Consider the following 15,383-nt stretch of genomic DNA (forward strand, 5'->3'; position numbering starts at 1 on the left):
GCCCACGAGTATGCCAACAACTGCCTGGTTAAGGCAGGGCGTTGACCAGTTCGGTGACGGGTTTGCGTGATCCCGTGTAGAAGGGGATCTCCACCCGGGTGTGCTCACGGGCCTTCGCGCCCCGCAGGTGACGCATCAGGTCGACGATGCGGTGCAGCTCGTCGGCCTCGAAGGCGAGCATCCACTCGTAGTCGTTCAGCGCGAAGCAGGCGACCGTGTTGGCGCGCACGTCGGGGTAGTCGCGGGCCATCTGGCCGTGCTCGGCCAGCATCGCCCGGCGCTCGGAGTCGTCGAGCAGATACCACTCCAGCGACCGCACGAACGGGTAGACGCACACGAAGCCGCGCGGCTCCTCCTCGGCCAGGAACGCCGGGATGTGGGACTTGTTGAACTCGGCCGGGCGGTGCAGCGCCATCGCCGACCAGACCGGCTCGCTGGCCCGCCCGAGGGCGGTGCGGCGGAACCGGGCGTAGACCTCCTGGAGGTCTTCGGGGGTCGGGGCGTGCCACCAGAACATGTAGTCGGCGTCGGCGCGGAACCCGGCCACGTCGTAGGCGCCGCGGGTCACCACGTCTTTCTGCCCGAGCTGGTCGAGCAGCTCGGCCACCTCTTCGGCCACGGCGTCGCGTTCGGCCGGGAGGCCCTCGCGCAGCCGGAAGACCGACCACATGGTGTAGCGGATCACATTGTTGAGGTCACGCGCCTTGAGCCGCGGGGTGCCGTCCGTCATGCCGCCATTCTGCCCGGGGATCCAGGTGGTCGAGAATCCGGGCGGCCGCCGCGCGGGCGGTCGCGGCCGTGGCGGGGATGCCGACGCCGTCGTAGGCCGCCCCGCAGACGGCCAGGCCGGGGACCGCGGCCACGGCCGCGCGGACGCGGGCGACCCGGTCGTTGTGGCCGACGTCGTACTGCGGCAGGGCGCCGCCCCAGCGGGTGACCCGGGTGTCGGCCGGGAGGCCGCGTACCCCCATGATCTCGGTCATCTCGTTCATGGCCAGGGCGACCAGCTCGGTGTCGTCGCGCTGGAGCAGGCGCTCCTCGCCCAGGCGGCCGAGCGAGCAACGGGCGAAGACGTAGCCGTGACCGGCCAGGTGGGGCCACTTCACGCTGGAGAAGGTGACCGCCTTGACCGCGCGGCCCTCGACGGGCGGGGTCAGGTAGCCGCTGCCGCTCGGCAGCTGCGGGAAGGCCTCGATCGGGTAGGCGAGGGTGACGATCGCCATGCTGGCGTACTCGATGCGGGCCAGTTCGGCGGCGGCCTTGGGCACCTCACGTTCGAGGAGGCGGGCGGCCGGGGTCGCCGGCACGGCCACCACGACCGCGTCGGCGTCGAGGGTGTGCTCGTCGCGGGTGGGGCCGGTGGTCAGCCGCCAGCCGGTGGGCGTACGGGCCAGCTCGCGCACCATCACCCCGGTGCGGACCTCGGCGCCGGACGCGGCGGCCAGCGCGGGCGGCAGGCTGCCCATCCCGTTCTTCAGCGACGTGAACACGGGACCGGCGTTGGCGGGCGCGGCGCCGGCGATCTCCCGCACGGCCCGCAGCAGCGACGCCTCGGACCGGGCCGCCGCGGCCACCGCCGGCATGGTCGCCTCCAGCGAGAGCCGGTCGGCGAACCCGGCGTAGACGCCGCCGAGCAGCGGCTCGACCAGCCGGTCGACCACCTCGTCGCCCATCCGGGCCCGGACGTAGGAGCCGACCGACACGTCGGTCGTCACGAGGGTCGCGGGCAGCACCTGGTCGAGCGGCACCCGCGCCAGCCCGGCGGCCGACAACACGCCCGAGCGGGCCAGCGCCACCAGATCGGACGGCACGCCCATGACCTGGCCCTTCGGCATCGGCCGCAGCTCGCCCCTGGACAGGACGGAGGCGCTGGTCGTGCCGGGGTCGACCAGGTCGCCGCCCAGCCCGGCCAGGCGGGCGAGCTCGACGCCCTCGGGACGGCGGGCCAGCAGCGCCTCGGCGCCCGCGTCGACCGGCACCCCGGCCACCTCGGTGGCGACCAGCTTGCCCCCGACGCGGCCCGCGCCGTCGAGCACGGTCACCCTGATGCGGTCGTTCCTCAGGTGCCATGCGGCGGCGAGCCCGGCGATGCCGCCGCCCACGACGACGACGTGAAAACGCTCCATGACCATCACCCTAAGGCCGTGACTGAGTCGTGACGCGCCGCCCAAAACCGTTCACGCTCGGAGAACGTCAATGGGTCATGAACACTTTGCGCTCACGCGCGGTACTGCCGCTTGTGGTGGCGGCGTTCCTCCTGACGGCGTGTGCGGGCGGCGGCGTCGAGTCGACGAGCGCCCCCGCGGTGGGCGGCGCGGCCGACGCGCCCTCACTCAGCAGGGAGGCGGCCGCTCCCGCCGCCGAGCCCCAAGCCGAAGACGCGGCCGGCGAGGAGGCCAAGGCGGCCGACACCGGCTCCAACGTGACGGTCGCCCCCGTCGACCGGGCGATCATCTACAAGGCCGAGATGACGGTCCGGGCCAAGGACGTGGCCGCCGCCACCGAATCGGCCAAGCGCATGGTCACCGAGGCCGGCGGCTACGTCGCGGAGGAGCGTTCCAACTCCTTCGCCTCCCGCCAGGAGTCGACGATCACGTTCAAGATCCCGCCGGGCCAGTACCCGGGGACGCTGAGCCGCCTGGGCAGAGAACTCGGCGAGACCGAGCAGCTGCACCAGGGCACCCAGGACGTCACCGGCGAGGTCGCCGACGTCGCGGCCCGGGTGAAGTCGGCCGAGGCCGCGGTGGCGCAGTTCCGCACGCTGCTCACCAAGGCCGAGAAGATCGGCGAGATCATGGACATCGAGCGGGAGATCCAGTCCCGCACCGCCGACCTGGAGGCCCTCCAGGCCCGGCAGAAGTCGCTGGCCGAGCAGACCGGCATGGCGACGGTGACGATCACCTTCGTCGGCCCGTCGGCGCCACCGGTCAAGCCGGTGGTGGAGGAGACGGGCTTCCTGGCCGGCCTGAAGGCGGGCTGGACCGGCCTGAAGAACTTCGCCGAGGCACTGTCGACGATCGTGGGCGCGCTGCTGCCGTGGCTGGTCGTGCTGGCGGTGCTGGCCCTGCTCGCGCTGCCGTGGTGGCGGCGGATGCGGCGCCGCCAGCCGCTCCCGGCTCCCGTCCCGGCTCCCGTCCCGGCCGCGGAGGCGCGGGAAGAGGAGCTAGTCGAAAAGGAATGACCTCCAGTGCGGTGGTCCGGCGTCGCGGGACTCGTACCAGCCCTGCTGGTTGCGGATCCGGGCGTCGGACCACAGCAGCACCCAGGAGGCATGGCTCGGCATCAGGTGCCGGTCGCTGGGGTTGTAGACGACGAACTCCCTGGTCCCGAACGCGTCGAAGAAGAACCTGGGGAGTTCGAAGGAGACGTCGTAAGACTCCCCGTTCCGGGCGTAGTGATACTGCCGGACCCCCCGCACCCCCGGCCGGTAGTCGGGCCAGACGGCGGTGAGCGCGTCGGGGTAGCCGCCGTGGTCGGCGTGCCGCTTCTCGACGGCCGCGATCAGCTCGGCGGCGTCGGCGATCGCGGTGTCGCGGGCGTAGGCCGTCAGCGGGCGGTTGAGCACGGCCTGCCCGGCCAGCGCGACGAGCGGCAGCACCACGAAACAGACGGGCGAGGGCCGCCGCGCGAGCACCACCACCCACAAGGCGAGCGCCGCCAGCCCCAGGAGCGGGCCCGACTCGGCCGCCGCGGCGGCCGAGACCGCCAGGGCGGTGACCGTCAGGGTGACGGTCTGGGCGACCCGCCAGAACCGGTTGCGCGGCCAGACCAGCAGCGGCGCCGAGGTGACCACGGTGAGCAGGCCCACCGCCCCGAAGATCTGCACCAGCGTCGAGAGGGGCAGCGCCAGGGGGTCGTGGCCGCCGGGCAGGAAGGGCGAGGCGATGAGCAGGAGCAGTAACGCCGAGAGCAAGACGACCCGCATGGCGTCAGCCTGTCAGGTCAGCGTCCTCGTCATGAAGACGCTCAGCGGGTCGGGCCGGTAGTCGGCGAACGGCTCGCAGTAGGTGAAGCCGAACTTCTCGTACAGGGACCTCGCCGGGGCGAAGAACGCGGCCGAACCGGTCTCCAGGCTCAGCCGGGTGAAGCCCATGCGCGCCGCCTCGGTGATGAGGTGGCCGAGGAGCAGCGACGCGACCCCGCTGCGCTTGCGCGCCGCGGCGGTCCGCATCGACTTCACCTCGGCGTGGACGTCGTCGAGCGCCTTGATCGCGCCGCATCCGACGATCACGCCCTGGTCGCGGACCGACCAGAAGGTCACCTCGGGGCGGCGCAGGCCGTCGAGGTCGAGGGCGTGCTTGCTCTCGGGCGGGGTGGTGGCGCGCATCTCCCGGATGTGCTCCTCCAGGAAGGCCGCGATCTCCGGTCCCGAGAGGTCGTCGACCACGATCTCCATCAGCGGGCGCTGAACTCGTGGACGAAGTCGGTCAGCCGGGCCACCTGGTTGGGGTCGGTCGAGGGGAGCACGCCGTGGCCGAGGTTGAACACGTGGCCCTCGGCCACCCGCCCGGCCTCGATCACCGCGCGGGCCCGCTGCTCGACGACCTCCCACGGCGCCAGCAGGATCGCCGGGTCGAGGTTGCCCTGCAGCGCCTTGCCCGCCCCGACGCGGGTGGCCGCCTCGTCGAGCGGCACCCGCCAGTCGACCCCGACGACGTCGGCCCCGGCCTCGCCCATGACGGGCAGCAGCTCGCCGGTGCCGACCCCGAAGTGGATGCGCGGGACGCCGAGCTCTTCGAGCCCGGCGAAGATCTTCGAGGTGTACGGAAGCACGAACTCCCGGTAGTCGCGCGGCGCGACCGCCCCGACCCACGAGTCGAACAGCTGCAGCGCCGAGGCGCCCGCGTCGGCCTGGACCTTCAGCCAGGCCAGCGTGATGGTCGTCAGCCGGTCCATGAGCGCGTGCCAGAGCGCGGGGGCGCCGTACATCATGGCCTTGGTGTGGTCGTGGTTCTTGGAGGGCCCGCCCTCGATCAGGTAGGACGCGAGGGTGAACGGCCCGCCGGCGAACCCGATCAGCGGGGTCGCGCCGAGCTCCCTGACCAGTTCGGTCACGGCCTCGGTGATGTAGGGGACGTCGTCGGGCGCGAGCGGGCGCAGCCGCTCGATCCCGGCCGGGTCGCGGATCGGGTCGGCGACGACCGGGCCCACGCCGGGCTTGATGTCGATGTCGATCCCGATGGCCTTGAGCGGCACCACGATGTCGCTGAAGAAGATGGCCGCGTCGACGCCGTAGCGGCGGACCGGCTGCATCGTGATCTCCACGACCAGGTCGGGGGTCGCGCACGCGGCCAGCATCTCGGTGCCCTCGCGGACCTTGCGGTATTCGGGCAGCGAACGCCCCGCCTGACGCATGAACCAGACGGGCGTGTGGGGCACGGGCCGGCGGCGGCAGGCCAGCAGGAAGGGCGACTCGGCCAGCTGGGGATTCACCCCACCAGAGTCCCACGCCCGGGCGCCGGTCCGTGCCAGGACCCCGGGTACAGGACCACCCAATGATCGGTATCGTTGGGCCCTCGCGACACCCCGGTCAAACGCCTCGTGAGCGCCGCTCTAGGCAAAGTGTTCGCCAAATGGTGCTCCGGCATCGATTCCAATACCACTTTCGAGACACGCCGAGCGCGATGCGGGGTTTTGTCGGCGCGACGTGCCACCGTCGGACGGACCGGTTCCGATGAAAGGGCGATGACTTCGATGTGGAGTTCCCCCGAACACCGCACTGAGCGCTGTGCCTCCTGCGACACCGAGCGAGAGTTCACGCAGCCGCCCTGCGAGGAGGGTCACGAGGTGTGCCCCGAGTGGTCGTGCGTGATCTGCGGGAGCGCCCTGTTCCTGTTCCTGGCGGCGGCTTGATCACCACCGATGACCGCGACGACCACCCCCCTGCTCCGTCTCGTCCCGCGACCCGCCTCCGCGCCCGTCATGTCGATCGGTGACCGCCCGGGGCCGCCGGAGGCGTTCGTCCGTGCCATGGCGACGCTGCGCCCGGCGACCGTGCGCCCCGAGATCGAGCTCGAAGACATCCCGGCGCCGCAGCGGCTGGCCCCCTATTCGGGCGCCGTGGGCGCGTCGGTCTACCGCGACGACGACGAACTGGCCGTGGGCCGGCTCATCGTCCTGTTCGACCCCGACGGCCAGCGCGGCTGGGAGGGCCCCTTCCGGCTGGTCGCCTACGTGCGCGCCGACATGGAGCCCGAGATCACCTCCGACCCCCTGCTCGGCCCGGTGGCGTGGAGCTGGCTCACCGACGCGCTGGAGACCCACGGCGCCGGGTTCGCCGCCGCGGGAGGTACGGTTACCAGAGCGGTGTCCGAGGGTTTCGGGAACAAGGACAACGATCCCGTCACGACCGAGCTGGAACTGCGCGCGTCATGGTCCCCTCTCGACGAGGATCTTTCCGCGCACGTCGCCGCCTGGTGCGACCTGATGTGCATCGCCGCCGGGATACCTCCCCTGCCGCCCGATGTCACGGCCCTGCGGCCGAGACGCACCGATGAAGAGACAGACCGGAAGACCAGTACGTGACCGATGAGACAACCGTTCAGCCTCTGCTGGAACCTCGCGAAGGGATCCCGCCCGTCATAGCGGAGGCCGCCGACCTCGCGGCGGCGGTGAACGCTTTCGCGGGCGGGACCGGCCCCGTGGCCGTCGACGCCGAGCGGGCCTCCGGCTACCGCTACAGCGGCCGGGCCTACCTCGTGCAACTCCGGCGGGCGGGCAGTGGGAGCGCGCTCATCGACCCGATCGCCTGCCCCGACCTGTCGCAGCTCGACGCCGCCCTGTCCGGCGCCGAGGTCGTGCTCCACGCCGCGACGCAGGACCTGCCGTGCCTGGCCGAGATCGGCTTCCGGCCGCGGCGCTTGTTCGACACCGAGCTGGCCGGCCGGCTGCTCGGCTACGAACGCGTCGGTCTCGGCACCATGGTCGAGGTCGTCCTGGGCTTCGGCCTGGTGAAGGGCCACTCGGCCGCCGACTGGTCGACCCGCCCCCTGCCCGAAGACTGGCTCCGCTACGCCGCCCTCGACGTCGAGGTCCTGATCGAGCTGCGTGACGCCCTCCACGCCGAGCTGACCGAGTCGGGCAAACTCGACTGGGCGATGGAGGAGTTCGCGGCCATCCTCGCCGCCCCCACGGCTCCCCCGCGCACCGACCCGTGGCGCCGCACCAGCGGCATCCACCGGGTCCGCGCCCTGCGCGGCCTCGCGGTCGTCCGCGAGTTGTGGACCATCCGCGACGCCCTGGCCCGCGAGACCGACCTGGCCCCGGGCCGGGTCCTGCCCGACTCGGCGATCGTCCAGGCCGCCCTCGACCTGCCCCGAACCACCAAGGCGCTGACCGAGATCGCCCCCTTCACCGGCCGCAGCGCCCGCCGCCACCTGCGCGAATGGCTGGCCGCCATCACCCGCGGCCGCACCATGCCCGAGTCGGAGCTGCCCCAGCCCCTCGGCCCCGGCGACGGCCCTCCCCCGGCCAACCGCTGGGCCGACCGCGACCCCGCCGCCGCCAAACGCCTCGCCGCCGCCCGCGCGGTGGTCGCCGCCCTGGCCGACGAACACCGCATGCCGACCGAGAACCTCCTCCAGCCCGACGCGGTGCGGCGGCTGACCTGGGAGCCCCCGGCCGATCTCGACGAAGAGGCCATCGCGGAACGGCTGCGGGCGCTGGGCGCCCGCGAGTGGCAGATCGGCCTGACGGCCCATCCGATGTCACGGGCGCTCCAGCGCCTGGAGATCAAGGGCGAGATCTGACCGGCGCGGCCGGGGACTCCTCGACGAGGGGGTGCTCCTGGCCCCACACCAGCATGGCGTGCAGGATGCCGCTGAGGCTCCGGCCCTGTTCGGTGAGTTCGTAGACCACCCGGGGCGGCACTTCGGCGTGCACCGTGCGGGTGAGGATCTGCTGGTTCTCCAGCATGCGGAGCCGTTCGGTGAGCGTCTTGGGGCTGGGGTCGCCCAAGGCCGAGCGCAGTTCGCCGAATCGCCGGGGGCCGCTCAGCAGTTCACGGATGACCAGGGTCGACCACTTGCCGTCGAGGACCCGGAGCGTGCGCTCGACACCGCACTCACTCGTGGGGGCCGCGGTCAGGCGGGCGATGTCGTCCGCCCCGTCAGTTCCCATTGGGAAACTATATTCCGTTCTAGGGACTGCTTCCCGGCGGAAACTAACGTGCCGGTCCATGAACACATCGATCGTGGTCGTCCACGGAGCGACCGGCGTCCAGGGAGCCCCCGTCGTGCGGCGGCTGCTCGCCGCCGGCCACCGCGTCCGCGCGGCCGTACGCGACCTCTCCACGCCCGTGCCCGCGGGCGCCGAACCCGTCTACGCCGACCTGTCCGTACCCGAGTCCCTGACGCACGCCTACGCCGGGGCCGATGCGGTCATCGTGCACCTGCCGCTCGTCTTCGCCGCCGATGCGGCCGTGCCGCAGGCCGAGGCGGTGCTGGCCGCGCTCAAGGGCGGCGCGGTGCCCCGAGTGGTGTTCAACACCGGCGGCCCGACGCCCGGCGGGCCCGTCGGCGTGCCCTTCGTGGACGCCCGGGTGCTGCTGGCCGCCGAACTGCCGGGCGTGGTGGACGCCGCGACCGTCGTGGCGCCGGCGTTCACGTACATGGAGAATCTCGCGGCCCCCTGGTCGCTTCCCCGGGTGGGCGAGGGGGAGGCCGCCTATCCGCTGCCGGCCGGCCTCCCGGTTCCCTGGCTGGCGCTCGACGATCTCGGCGGCGTCGTCGCCGACCTCGTCACCGACCCCGCTCCGCCACCGGCACGGATCGTGGCCGGCCCTCAGTCCCTGACCGGTCACCAGGTCGCCGCGGAGCTGACCGCCGCGCTGGGCCGCGAGGTGCGGTGGCGGACGGTCGAGCCGGAGGAGTACGAACGGATGCTGGCCCCGTTCACCGGCGCCGCGATCGCCGCGGGCATCGCCGCCGCCTACGCCCCTCCCCCGCCCGGATCACCGCCGCCCGCGGCGCCGGACCCGGCCGTGATCACGACCGGGACGACGACGCTCAGCGAATGGGCCACCAGACGGAGCTGGCGTCCCTGACGACCTACGACCGCAACCAGACCGCCGTGTCCTGCGGCAGGCCGCCCTCCAGCGGGCCGCTCGCCAGGACGACCTCGCCCTCGATCGGCAGCGTCTCGGCCGACAGGTTGACCATGCAGGTGAATCCGTCGCCCCGCGTGAAGGCGATCACGTCGTCGCCCCTGTCGAGCCAGGCGAAGCCGCCGCCGCGCGGACGGGCCGCGATGGCGCGCTTGTAGAGGTTGAGCGTCGAGCCGGGGTCGGCCTGCTGGGCCTCGACGGTCAGCGGGGCCCAGTTCGCGGGCTGGGGCAACCAGGTCGACTCCGCTTCGGTGAAGCCGTAGGGCTTGGACGTGCCGGACCACGGGATGGGCACGCGGCAGCCGTCGCGGCCCAGGCGGGCGCCGGCCGTGCGGTGGAAGACCGGGTCGTCGCGGAAGGCGTCGGGGATGTCGATGACCTCGGGGAGGCCGAGTTCCTCGCCCTGGTAGACGTAGGCCGAGCCGGGCAGCGCGAGCAGCAGCAGGGCGGCTGCGCGGGCGCGGCGGGTGCCGAGGGCGACGTCCACGTCGAGATCGCGCGTGGCCAGCGGGCCGCCGCCGTAGCGCGTGACCGGGCGCACGACGTCGTGGTTGCTGATCACCCACGGCGCGACCACGTCTGACTCGGCGGCCAGGCCGATCGAGGTGGTGATGGTGTGCTTGAGGGCGGCGGCGTCCCAGGCGGTCTGGAACAGGAAGAAGTTGAAGGCCTGGGGCATGCCGCCGGGACGGAAGTAGGGCTCCAGGTGGGTGATCTCGGTGCCCCAGAACTCGCCGACGGCCGTGCGCTCACCCGGGAAGACGTCGGGTGAGTAGGAGTCGAGGATGGCCCGCCACGACGCGTAGTGGCCGATGAGCTCGGGGCGGTGGAACCACGGCGAGGGGCGGTCGGAGGGCGCCGGGTCGGGCACGTCCGGCAGGCCGGGGTCCTTGAACAGGCCGTGGGCCACGTCGACGCGCAGGCCGGCCACGCCCCGGTCGAGCCAGAAGCGGATGACCTTCTCGAACATCGCCGGGACGGCCGGGTTGCGCCAGTTCCAGTCGGGCTGGGAGGAGTCGAACAGGTGCAGGTACCACTGGCCGTCGGCGACCTGCGTCCAGGCCGGGCCGCCGAAGATCGACTGCCAGTTGTTGGGCTCGTCGCGGAACATGAACAGGTCGCGTTCGGGGCTGCCGGGACCGGCCTCCAGGGCCGCCTGGAACGCCGGGTGGGCCGACGAGCAGTGGTTGGGCACGATGTCGACGATCACCCGGATGCCGTGCTCGGCCGCCGCCGCGACGAAGGCGTCGAAGTCGGCGAGGGTGCCGAAGCGGGGGTCGACGTCGCAGTAGTCGGCCACGTCGTAGCCGCCGTCGGCCAGCGGCGAGGGGTAGAAGGGCGAGAACCAGACGGCCTCGACGCCCAGATCGGCCAGATAGGGCAGCCGGGCCAGCGCTCCGGCGAAGTCGCCGGTGCCGTCGCCGCTGCCGTCGGCGAAGCTGCGGGGGTAGACCTGGTAGACGACGGCGTCACGCCACCACTGACTCAACACACACTCCCTTTTTGCTGGTCGTTTGCCTAGTTAACCAGACCCCTTGCGCTTCGGGAGAGAGCCGACGTACCGTGCGGAAAGCGCTTTCCACCTAAGGAGGACCGTATGGCCGAGCTCGGCGTGGTGATGAACGGGGTCACCGGGCGGATGGGATACCGGCAGCACCTGGTGCGATCGGTCTTGGCGATCAACGCCGAGGGCGGGGTCGTGCTGGCCGACGGCTCGAAGGTCAGGCTGCGGCCGGTGCTGGTCGGGCGGAGTGAGGCCAAGCTCAAGGAGCTGGCCGCCAGGCACGACGTCGCCGACTACACCACCGACCTCGACGCCGCACTGGCCGACCCCGCGAACACGATCTACTTCGACGCCCAGATCACCCAGGCCCGGGTCGAGGCGACGAAGAAGGCCATCGCGGCCGGCAAACACGTCTACTGCGAGAAGCCGACCGCCGAGACCTCGGCCGAGGCGCTGGAGCTGGCCGCCACGGCCGAGACCGCCGGGGTGAAGAACGGCGTCGTCCAGGACAAGCTGTTCCTGCCGGGCCTGCTGAAGCTGAAGCGGCTGATCGACGGCGGCTTCTTCGGGCGCATCCTGTCGATCCGGGGCGAATTCGGCTACTGGGTGTTCGAGGGCGACTGGCAGGCCGCGCAGCGCCCGTCGTGGAACTACCGCGCCGAGGACGGCGGCGGCATCGTGCTGGACATGTTCCCCCACTGGGCCTACGTGCTGGAGAACCTGTTCGGCTCGGTGACCTCGGTCTACGCCCACGTCACGACCCACATCCCCGAGCGGTGGGACGAGCGCGGGCAGGCCTACCCGGCGACCGCCGACGACGCCGCGTACGCGGTGTTCGAGCTCGACGGCGGCGCGGTCGCGCAGATCAACTCGTCGTGGGCGGTCCGGGTGAACCGCGACGAACTGGTGGAGTTCCAGGTAGACGGCACCCACGGCAGCGCGGTCGCCGGGCTGCGCAACTGCCGCGTCCAGCACCGCAGCGCCACGCCCAAGCCGGTCTGGAACCCCGACCTGCCCGCCACGGCCAGGTTCCGCGACGACTGGCAGGAGGTACCCGACAACGCCGAGTTCGACAACGGCTTCAAGGTCCAGTGGGAGCAGTTCGTCCGCCACGTCGTCGACGACACGCCGTTCCCCTACACGCTGCGCTCCGGGGCGCGCGGGGTGCTGCTGGCCGAACTGGGCCTGAAGTCGGCGGCCGAGGGCCGCCGCATGGCGGTGACGTCGTGAAAAGCTTCAAGAGCCGGGTCGTGTACGCCGCCGCGCACGTCGTGGCCGATCCCCTCGCCGACAACACGCCGGGCCGCGCGGCCGTCGTCGACTGGGAGGCCACCCTCCGCTACCGGCGGCACCTGTGGTCCCACGGCTTCCGGGTCGCCGACGCCATGGACACCGCCCAGCGCAACGCCGGCCTCGACTGGGCGGCGACGAAGGAGCTGATCCGGCTGAGCGCGGCCGAGGCCCCCGACCTGGTGGCCTGCGGCGCGGGCACCGACCAGCTCACCGGCCCGGCCGACCTGAAGGACGTGCTCGACGCCTACCTGGAGCAGATCGCCACCGTCCAGGAGGCCGGGGCGGGCGTGATCATCATGGCGTCGCGGCAGCTGGCGGCGGCGGCCCGGCACCCGGAGGACTACCACGACATCTACGGCCGCCTGCTGGCCGAGGTCGAGCGGCCGGCGATCCTGCACTGGCTCGGCGAGATGTTCGACCCCAACCTGGCGGGCTACTGGGGCTCCCGGGACGTCGAGAAGGCGACGGCCGAGTTCCTGACCCTGGTCCGGGAGAACGCCGCGAAGATCGAGGGCGTGAAGGTCTCGCTGCTCGACGAGGCCCACGAGGTGGCCCTGCGCGCGGCGCTGCCGCAGGGGGTCCGCCTCTACACGGGCGACGACTTCAACTACCCGTCCCTGATCAAGTCGGGCTCCCACGCCCTGCTCGGCATCTTCGACGCCATCGCCCCCGTGGCCTCGGCCGCGCTGACCGCCCTGGACGCGGGCGACCTCGACGAGTACGACCGCGTCCTGGCCCCCACGGTCGACCTGTCGCGGAAGATCTTCGAGGCGCCCACCTTCCACTACAAGACGGGCATCGTCTTCCTGGCCTGGCTCAACGGCCACCAGGACGCCTTCGTCATGGTCAACGGCGCCCAGTCGGCCCGCTCGCTCCCGCACCTGCGCGAGGTGTACCGCCTGGCCGCCGTGGCCGGGCTGATCGCCGACCCCGACCTGGCCGCCGCCCGCATGCGCTCCCTGGAGGCGGTGTACGGCCGATGAGCCTGTCCCTCAACCAGTGGACGACCAGACGCTGGACCGTGCGGGAGGCCGTCGAGGGCTGCGCCCGGCACGGCCTCGAGGCCGTCGGCCTGTGGCGGCAGAACGTCGCCGACCAGGGCCTGGCCGAGTCGGCCAAGCTGGTCCGCGACGCGGGCCTGCGGGTCTCGTCCCTGTGCCGGGGCGGTTTCCTGACCGGCGACGACGCCCTCGACGACAACCGCCGCGCCATCGACGAGGCGGCGGCCCTGAACGCGTCGTGCCTGGTCATGGTGGTCGGCGGCCTCCCGGGCGTGGTCCCCGGCGAACCCCTGGGCCGTATCTCCCGCGACCTGCCCGCCGCCCGGGCGAGGGTCGCGGAGTCGCTGGGGGTGCTCGCCCCCTACGCGGCCCAGGCGGGGGTACGCCTGGCGCTCGAACCCCTCCATCCGGTGTACTGCGCCGACCGGGCCGTGTTGTCGACCCTGAAGCAGGCCAACGACCTGGCCGAGCCCTACGAGAACGTGGGGGTGGTGGTCGACACCTTCCACGTGTGGTGGGACCCGGAGGTCTTCACCGAGATCGCCCGCGCCAGGATCTTCAGCTACCAGGTGTGCGACTTCCTGGTCCCGCTCCCCGCCGACGTGCTGCTGGGCCGGGGCATGATGGGCGACGGCGTGATCGACTTCGGGCCCCTGACCGAGGCGGTCCGCAAGGCCGGTTACGACGGCGACGTCGAGGTCGAGATCTTCAACGCCGAGGTCTGGGCGCGGGATCCCGACGAGGTGGTGGCCGAGATGATCACCCGCTACGAACGACTGATCGCACCCACTCCCGGGCCCCGGGGATGACCTCGCCGAGGGGCTCGACCTCGGGGTGCCAGGCCTTCTCCCACTCCAGGGAGAACCACCCGGGATAGCCCCGGAGCAGGTCGGCGAAGACGTCCAGCGGCACCTCCCCGTGCCCCATCGGCCGGGGCGTGGTGCCGGTGGCGTCTTTGACCTGGACGTAGGCGAGATGCGGCGCGAGCGCCTCCAACGTGGCGGCGGGGTCCTCGCCGTTCCGCCAGGGGTGCAGGACGTCCCAGATCGCCCCGGCCGCCTCGGGCCGCCCGAACCGGTCGAGCAGCGCCCCCACGGCGGCCCCGGTCGCCATGTGGTCGTGCGTCTCGACCAGCACCCGCGCGCGGGTCTCCCCCGCGACCGCCTCCATTCGTCTGAGCGCGGCCTCGACGTCGTTCCCGCCGGGGAACACCCGGACGCCGAGCGCCCCGAACCGGTCGGCCAGGGCGAGTTGTCCTCTCAGCGCGGCGATCACCGGCTCGTCGGGACCGGTCTCGGCGATGCGGACGTATCCGCACATCGAGACGACCTCCAGCCCGGCGTCACGCGGATCGACGTCCAGCGGCATGTCCTCATGGAGCCGCACCTCCAGGCCCTCGACCCCGTGCCGGACCGCCAGCTCGACGGCCTCGGCGAGGGACGCGCCCGGCAGCCCGAGCGTGCTGAACGCGAATCTCATCGGGCCCGCACACTCTCCCTGATCACGACCTCGCCCTCGACGTGCATCACCGAGGGTTCCTCGCCGTCGCCCAGGGCCAGCTCCACCGCCCGCGCTCCCAGCTCGGCCAGCGGCAGCCGGACCGTGGTCAGGGCCGGGACGAGGTCGCGCAGGGTCGCGATGTCGTCGAAGCCCGCGAGCGAGACGTCGTCGGGCACCCGGATGCCGCGCTCCCGGAAGGCCGCCAGCGCCCCCACCGCCATCACGTCGTTGACCGCGAACACACACGTCACGCCGGGCCCGATCGATCGGGCGGCGGCGTAACCGCCGTCGCGGTCGAACGGCCCGTGGACGATCTGCGGGGCCGGCCCGGGAAGCGCCCCCACGAACCCCTCGCACCGGTCGACGGCCGTGATCAGCCCGGGCGGCCCGGCGAGAATGGCGAAGTCGCGGTGCCCCATGGCCGTCAGCGCCTCCGCCAGCGCGGCCGCCCCCGAGCGGTTGGCGACGGCGACGGTGTCGGTGCCGAGAAGATCCTGGCCGATGACCGCGACCCGCCCGCCGCCGTTCCGGTAGCGGTCGAGCTCGGCCCGCAGCGCCGCGGCCGAGGGGTCGTCGGTCCGCGACCCGGCCAGGATCACCGCGCGGGCCCGCTGCGCCCCCAGGGAGGAGACGTAGGCGATCTCCTTGGCGGGGTCGCGGTGGGTGGTGCCGACCATGACGACCATCCCGTGGGCCTCGGCCGCCCGCACGGCGCCGTCGGCGATGGCGGCGAAGTAGGGGTCGACCAGGTCGTGGACGACCAGGCCGATCACGTTCCCGGCCCCCCGGGCGAGGGTCTGGGCGGCCACGTTGGTGCGGTAGCCGAGCTCGGCCGCGGCCTGTTCGACCTTGGCCCGGAGGCCCGCACCGACCTGGCGGGCGCTGCCGTTCAGCACCCGTGAGGCGGTCGCGAGGGACACCCCGGCATGGCGTGCGACGTCTTCGAGCGTGACCACGACATCCTCCAGGAAAGCGATTTCCA

At 72.6% G+C, this 15,383-nt stretch carries 16 protein-coding genes; 7 read left to right on the forward strand and 9 right to left on the reverse strand.

Going from position 1 to position 15,383, the window contains the following annotated elements; all coding sequences use genetic code 11:
* Window positions 1-28 precede the first annotated feature (28 nt).
* Both hemQ and hemG read right to left on the reverse strand, forming a co-directional pair.
* Window positions 29-730, reverse strand: coding sequence for a hydrogen peroxide-dependent heme synthase (gene hemQ / locus QSK34_RS11325; RefSeq protein ID WP_285582967.1), 702 nt, complete (start codon window positions 728-730; stop codon window positions 29-31).
* On the reverse strand, window positions 696-2,132 hold the full coding sequence (gene hemG / locus QSK34_RS11330; protein ID WP_285582969.1) for a protoporphyrinogen oxidase: 1,437 nt from the start codon (window positions 2,130-2,132) through the stop codon (window positions 696-698). The genes hemQ and hemG overlap by 35 nt, the downstream gene beginning before the upstream one ends.
* A 71-nt stretch (window positions 2,133-2,203) precedes the next feature.
* Between hemG and QSK34_RS11335 the strand changes: the two genes are divergently transcribed.
* Window positions 2,204-3,181, forward strand: coding sequence for a DUF4349 domain-containing protein (locus QSK34_RS11335; protein WP_285582971.1), 978 nt, complete (start codon window positions 2,204-2,206; stop codon window positions 3,179-3,181).
* On the opposite strand, the gene QSK34_RS11340 is transcribed toward QSK34_RS11335, so the two are convergent.
* From QSK34_RS11340 to hemE, 3 genes are read right to left on the reverse strand one after another with little or no spacing between them, the layout of a single operon-like run.
* The gene (locus tag QSK34_RS11340) at window positions 3,164-3,925 is read right to left on the reverse strand and encodes a hypothetical protein (protein ID WP_285582973.1); all 762 of its coding nucleotides are present in this window, start codon (window positions 3,923-3,925) and stop codon (window positions 3,164-3,166) included. The genes QSK34_RS11335 and QSK34_RS11340 overlap by 18 nt on opposite strands.
* A 12-nt stretch (window positions 3,926-3,937) precedes the next feature.
* Window positions 3,938-4,396, reverse strand: a complete 459-nt coding sequence (locus QSK34_RS11345) for a GNAT family N-acetyltransferase (protein WP_285582975.1) — start codon at window positions 4,394-4,396, stop codon at window positions 3,938-3,940.
* The gene (hemE, locus tag QSK34_RS11350; RefSeq protein ID WP_285582977.1) at window positions 4,396-5,433 is read right to left on the reverse strand and encodes a uroporphyrinogen decarboxylase; all 1,038 of its coding nucleotides are present in this window, start codon (window positions 5,431-5,433) and stop codon (window positions 4,396-4,398) included. The genes QSK34_RS11345 and hemE overlap by 1 nt, the downstream gene beginning before the upstream one ends.
* Window positions 5,434-5,922: 489 nt before the next feature.
* Between hemE and QSK34_RS11355 the strand changes: the two genes are divergently transcribed.
* Window positions 5,923-6,525 (forward strand): DUF3000 domain-containing protein, encoded by a 603-nt coding sequence (locus QSK34_RS11355; RefSeq protein WP_030454338.1) that lies wholly within the window; start codon window positions 5,923-5,925, stop codon window positions 6,523-6,525.
* Window positions 6,522-7,748, forward strand: coding sequence for an HRDC domain-containing protein (locus QSK34_RS11360; RefSeq protein ID WP_285582979.1), 1,227 nt, complete (start codon window positions 6,522-6,524; stop codon window positions 7,746-7,748). The genes QSK34_RS11355 and QSK34_RS11360 overlap by 4 nt, the downstream gene beginning before the upstream one ends.
* Here the strand turns inward: QSK34_RS11360 and QSK34_RS11365 are convergent.
* Window positions 7,732-8,118 (reverse strand): winged helix-turn-helix transcriptional regulator, encoded by a 387-nt coding sequence (locus QSK34_RS11365; protein WP_285582981.1) that lies wholly within the window; start codon window positions 8,116-8,118, stop codon window positions 7,732-7,734. The genes QSK34_RS11360 and QSK34_RS11365 overlap by 17 nt on opposite strands.
* A gap of 58 nt (window positions 8,119-8,176) precedes the next feature.
* Here QSK34_RS11365 and QSK34_RS11370 point away from each other — a divergent pair, with 58 nt between their 5' ends.
* Window positions 8,177-9,043, forward strand: a complete 867-nt coding sequence (locus tag QSK34_RS11370; protein WP_285582983.1) for an NmrA family NAD(P)-binding protein — start codon at window positions 8,177-8,179, stop codon at window positions 9,041-9,043.
* A 4-nt stretch (window positions 9,044-9,047) separates the two neighbouring features.
* Here the strand turns inward: QSK34_RS11370 and QSK34_RS11375 are convergent, their stop codons facing one another.
* Window positions 9,048-10,595, reverse strand: coding sequence for an alpha-amylase family glycosyl hydrolase (locus tag QSK34_RS11375; RefSeq protein WP_285582985.1), 1,548 nt, complete (start codon window positions 10,593-10,595; stop codon window positions 9,048-9,050).
* 105 nt (window positions 10,596-10,700) lie between these two features.
* Here QSK34_RS11375 and QSK34_RS11380 point away from each other — a divergent pair, with 105 nt between their 5' ends.
* Genes QSK34_RS11380 through QSK34_RS11390 form a run of 3 tightly spaced genes read left to right on the forward strand, consistent with a single transcriptional unit; the run spans window position 10,701 to window position 13,710 of the window.
* Window positions 10,701-11,837: a Gfo/Idh/MocA family protein gene (locus QSK34_RS11380; RefSeq protein ID WP_285582987.1), complete on the forward strand. Its 1,137-nt coding sequence runs from the start codon at window positions 10,701-10,703 to the stop codon at window positions 11,835-11,837.
* Window positions 11,834-12,883, forward strand: coding sequence for a dihydrodipicolinate synthase family protein (locus QSK34_RS11385; RefSeq protein WP_285582988.1), 1,050 nt, complete (start codon window positions 11,834-11,836; stop codon window positions 12,881-12,883). Before QSK34_RS11380 ends, QSK34_RS11385 begins: the two co-directional genes overlap by 4 nt.
* Window positions 12,880-13,710 (forward strand): sugar phosphate isomerase/epimerase family protein, encoded by an 831-nt coding sequence (locus QSK34_RS11390; RefSeq protein ID WP_285582989.1) that lies wholly within the window; start codon window positions 12,880-12,882, stop codon window positions 13,708-13,710. The genes QSK34_RS11385 and QSK34_RS11390 overlap by 4 nt, the downstream gene beginning before the upstream one ends.
* On the opposite strand, the gene QSK34_RS11395 is transcribed toward QSK34_RS11390, so the two are convergent.
* Together QSK34_RS11395 and QSK34_RS11400 are read right to left on the reverse strand one after the other, a co-directional pair.
* Window positions 13,661-14,380: a sugar phosphate isomerase/epimerase family protein gene (locus QSK34_RS11395; RefSeq protein ID WP_285582991.1), complete on the reverse strand. Its 720-nt coding sequence runs from the start codon at window positions 14,378-14,380 to the stop codon at window positions 13,661-13,663. The two genes, QSK34_RS11390 and QSK34_RS11395, sit on opposite strands and share 50 nt — an antisense overlap.
* Window positions 14,377-15,369, reverse strand: coding sequence for a LacI family DNA-binding transcriptional regulator (locus QSK34_RS11400; RefSeq protein ID WP_285583984.1), 993 nt, complete (start codon window positions 15,367-15,369; stop codon window positions 14,377-14,379). Before QSK34_RS11400 ends, QSK34_RS11395 begins: the two co-directional genes overlap by 4 nt.
* Window positions 15,370-15,383 lie beyond the last annotated feature (14 nt).

The organism is Herbidospora sp. NBRC 101105 (genome assembly GCF_030269205.1).
Lineage (GTDB): Bacteria > Actinomycetota > Actinomycetes > Streptosporangiales > Streptosporangiaceae > Herbidospora > Herbidospora solisilvae.

Excerpts from the sequence above, each read along its gene's own strand:
- hemQ (WP_285582967.1), bottom strand. The coding sequence starts at position 730 with ATGACGGACGGCACCCCGCGGCTCAAGGCGCGTGACCTCAACAATGTG.
- hemG (WP_285582969.1), bottom strand. The coding sequence starts at position 2,132 with ATGGTCATGGAGCGTTTTCACGTCGTCGTCGTGGGCGGCGGCATCGCC.
- QSK34_RS11335 (WP_285582971.1), top strand. The coding sequence starts at position 2,204 with ATGAACACTTTGCGCTCACGCGCGGTACTGCCGCTTGTGGTGGCGGCG.
- QSK34_RS11340 (WP_285582973.1), bottom strand. The coding sequence starts at position 3,925 with ATGCGGGTCGTCTTGCTCTCGGCGTTACTGCTCCTGCTCATCGCCTCG.
- QSK34_RS11345 (WP_285582975.1), bottom strand. The coding sequence starts at position 4,396 with ATGGAGATCGTGGTCGACGACCTCTCGGGACCGGAGATCGCGGCCTTC.
- QSK34_RS11355 (WP_030454338.1), top strand. The coding sequence starts at position 5,923 with ATGTCGATCGGTGACCGCCCGGGGCCGCCGGAGGCGTTCGTCCGTGCC.
- QSK34_RS11365 (WP_285582981.1), bottom strand. The coding sequence starts at position 8,118 with ATGGGAACTGACGGGGCGGACGACATCGCCCGCCTGACCGCGGCCCCC.
- QSK34_RS11370 (WP_285582983.1), top strand. The coding sequence starts at position 8,177 with ATGAACACATCGATCGTGGTCGTCCACGGAGCGACCGGCGTCCAGGGA.
- QSK34_RS11380 (WP_285582987.1), top strand. The coding sequence starts at position 10,701 with ATGGCCGAGCTCGGCGTGGTGATGAACGGGGTCACCGGGCGGATGGGA.
- QSK34_RS11390 (WP_285582989.1), top strand. The coding sequence starts at position 12,880 with ATGAGCCTGTCCCTCAACCAGTGGACGACCAGACGCTGGACCGTGCGG.
- QSK34_RS11395 (WP_285582991.1), bottom strand. The coding sequence starts at position 14,380 with ATGAGATTCGCGTTCAGCACGCTCGGGCTGCCGGGCGCGTCCCTCGCC.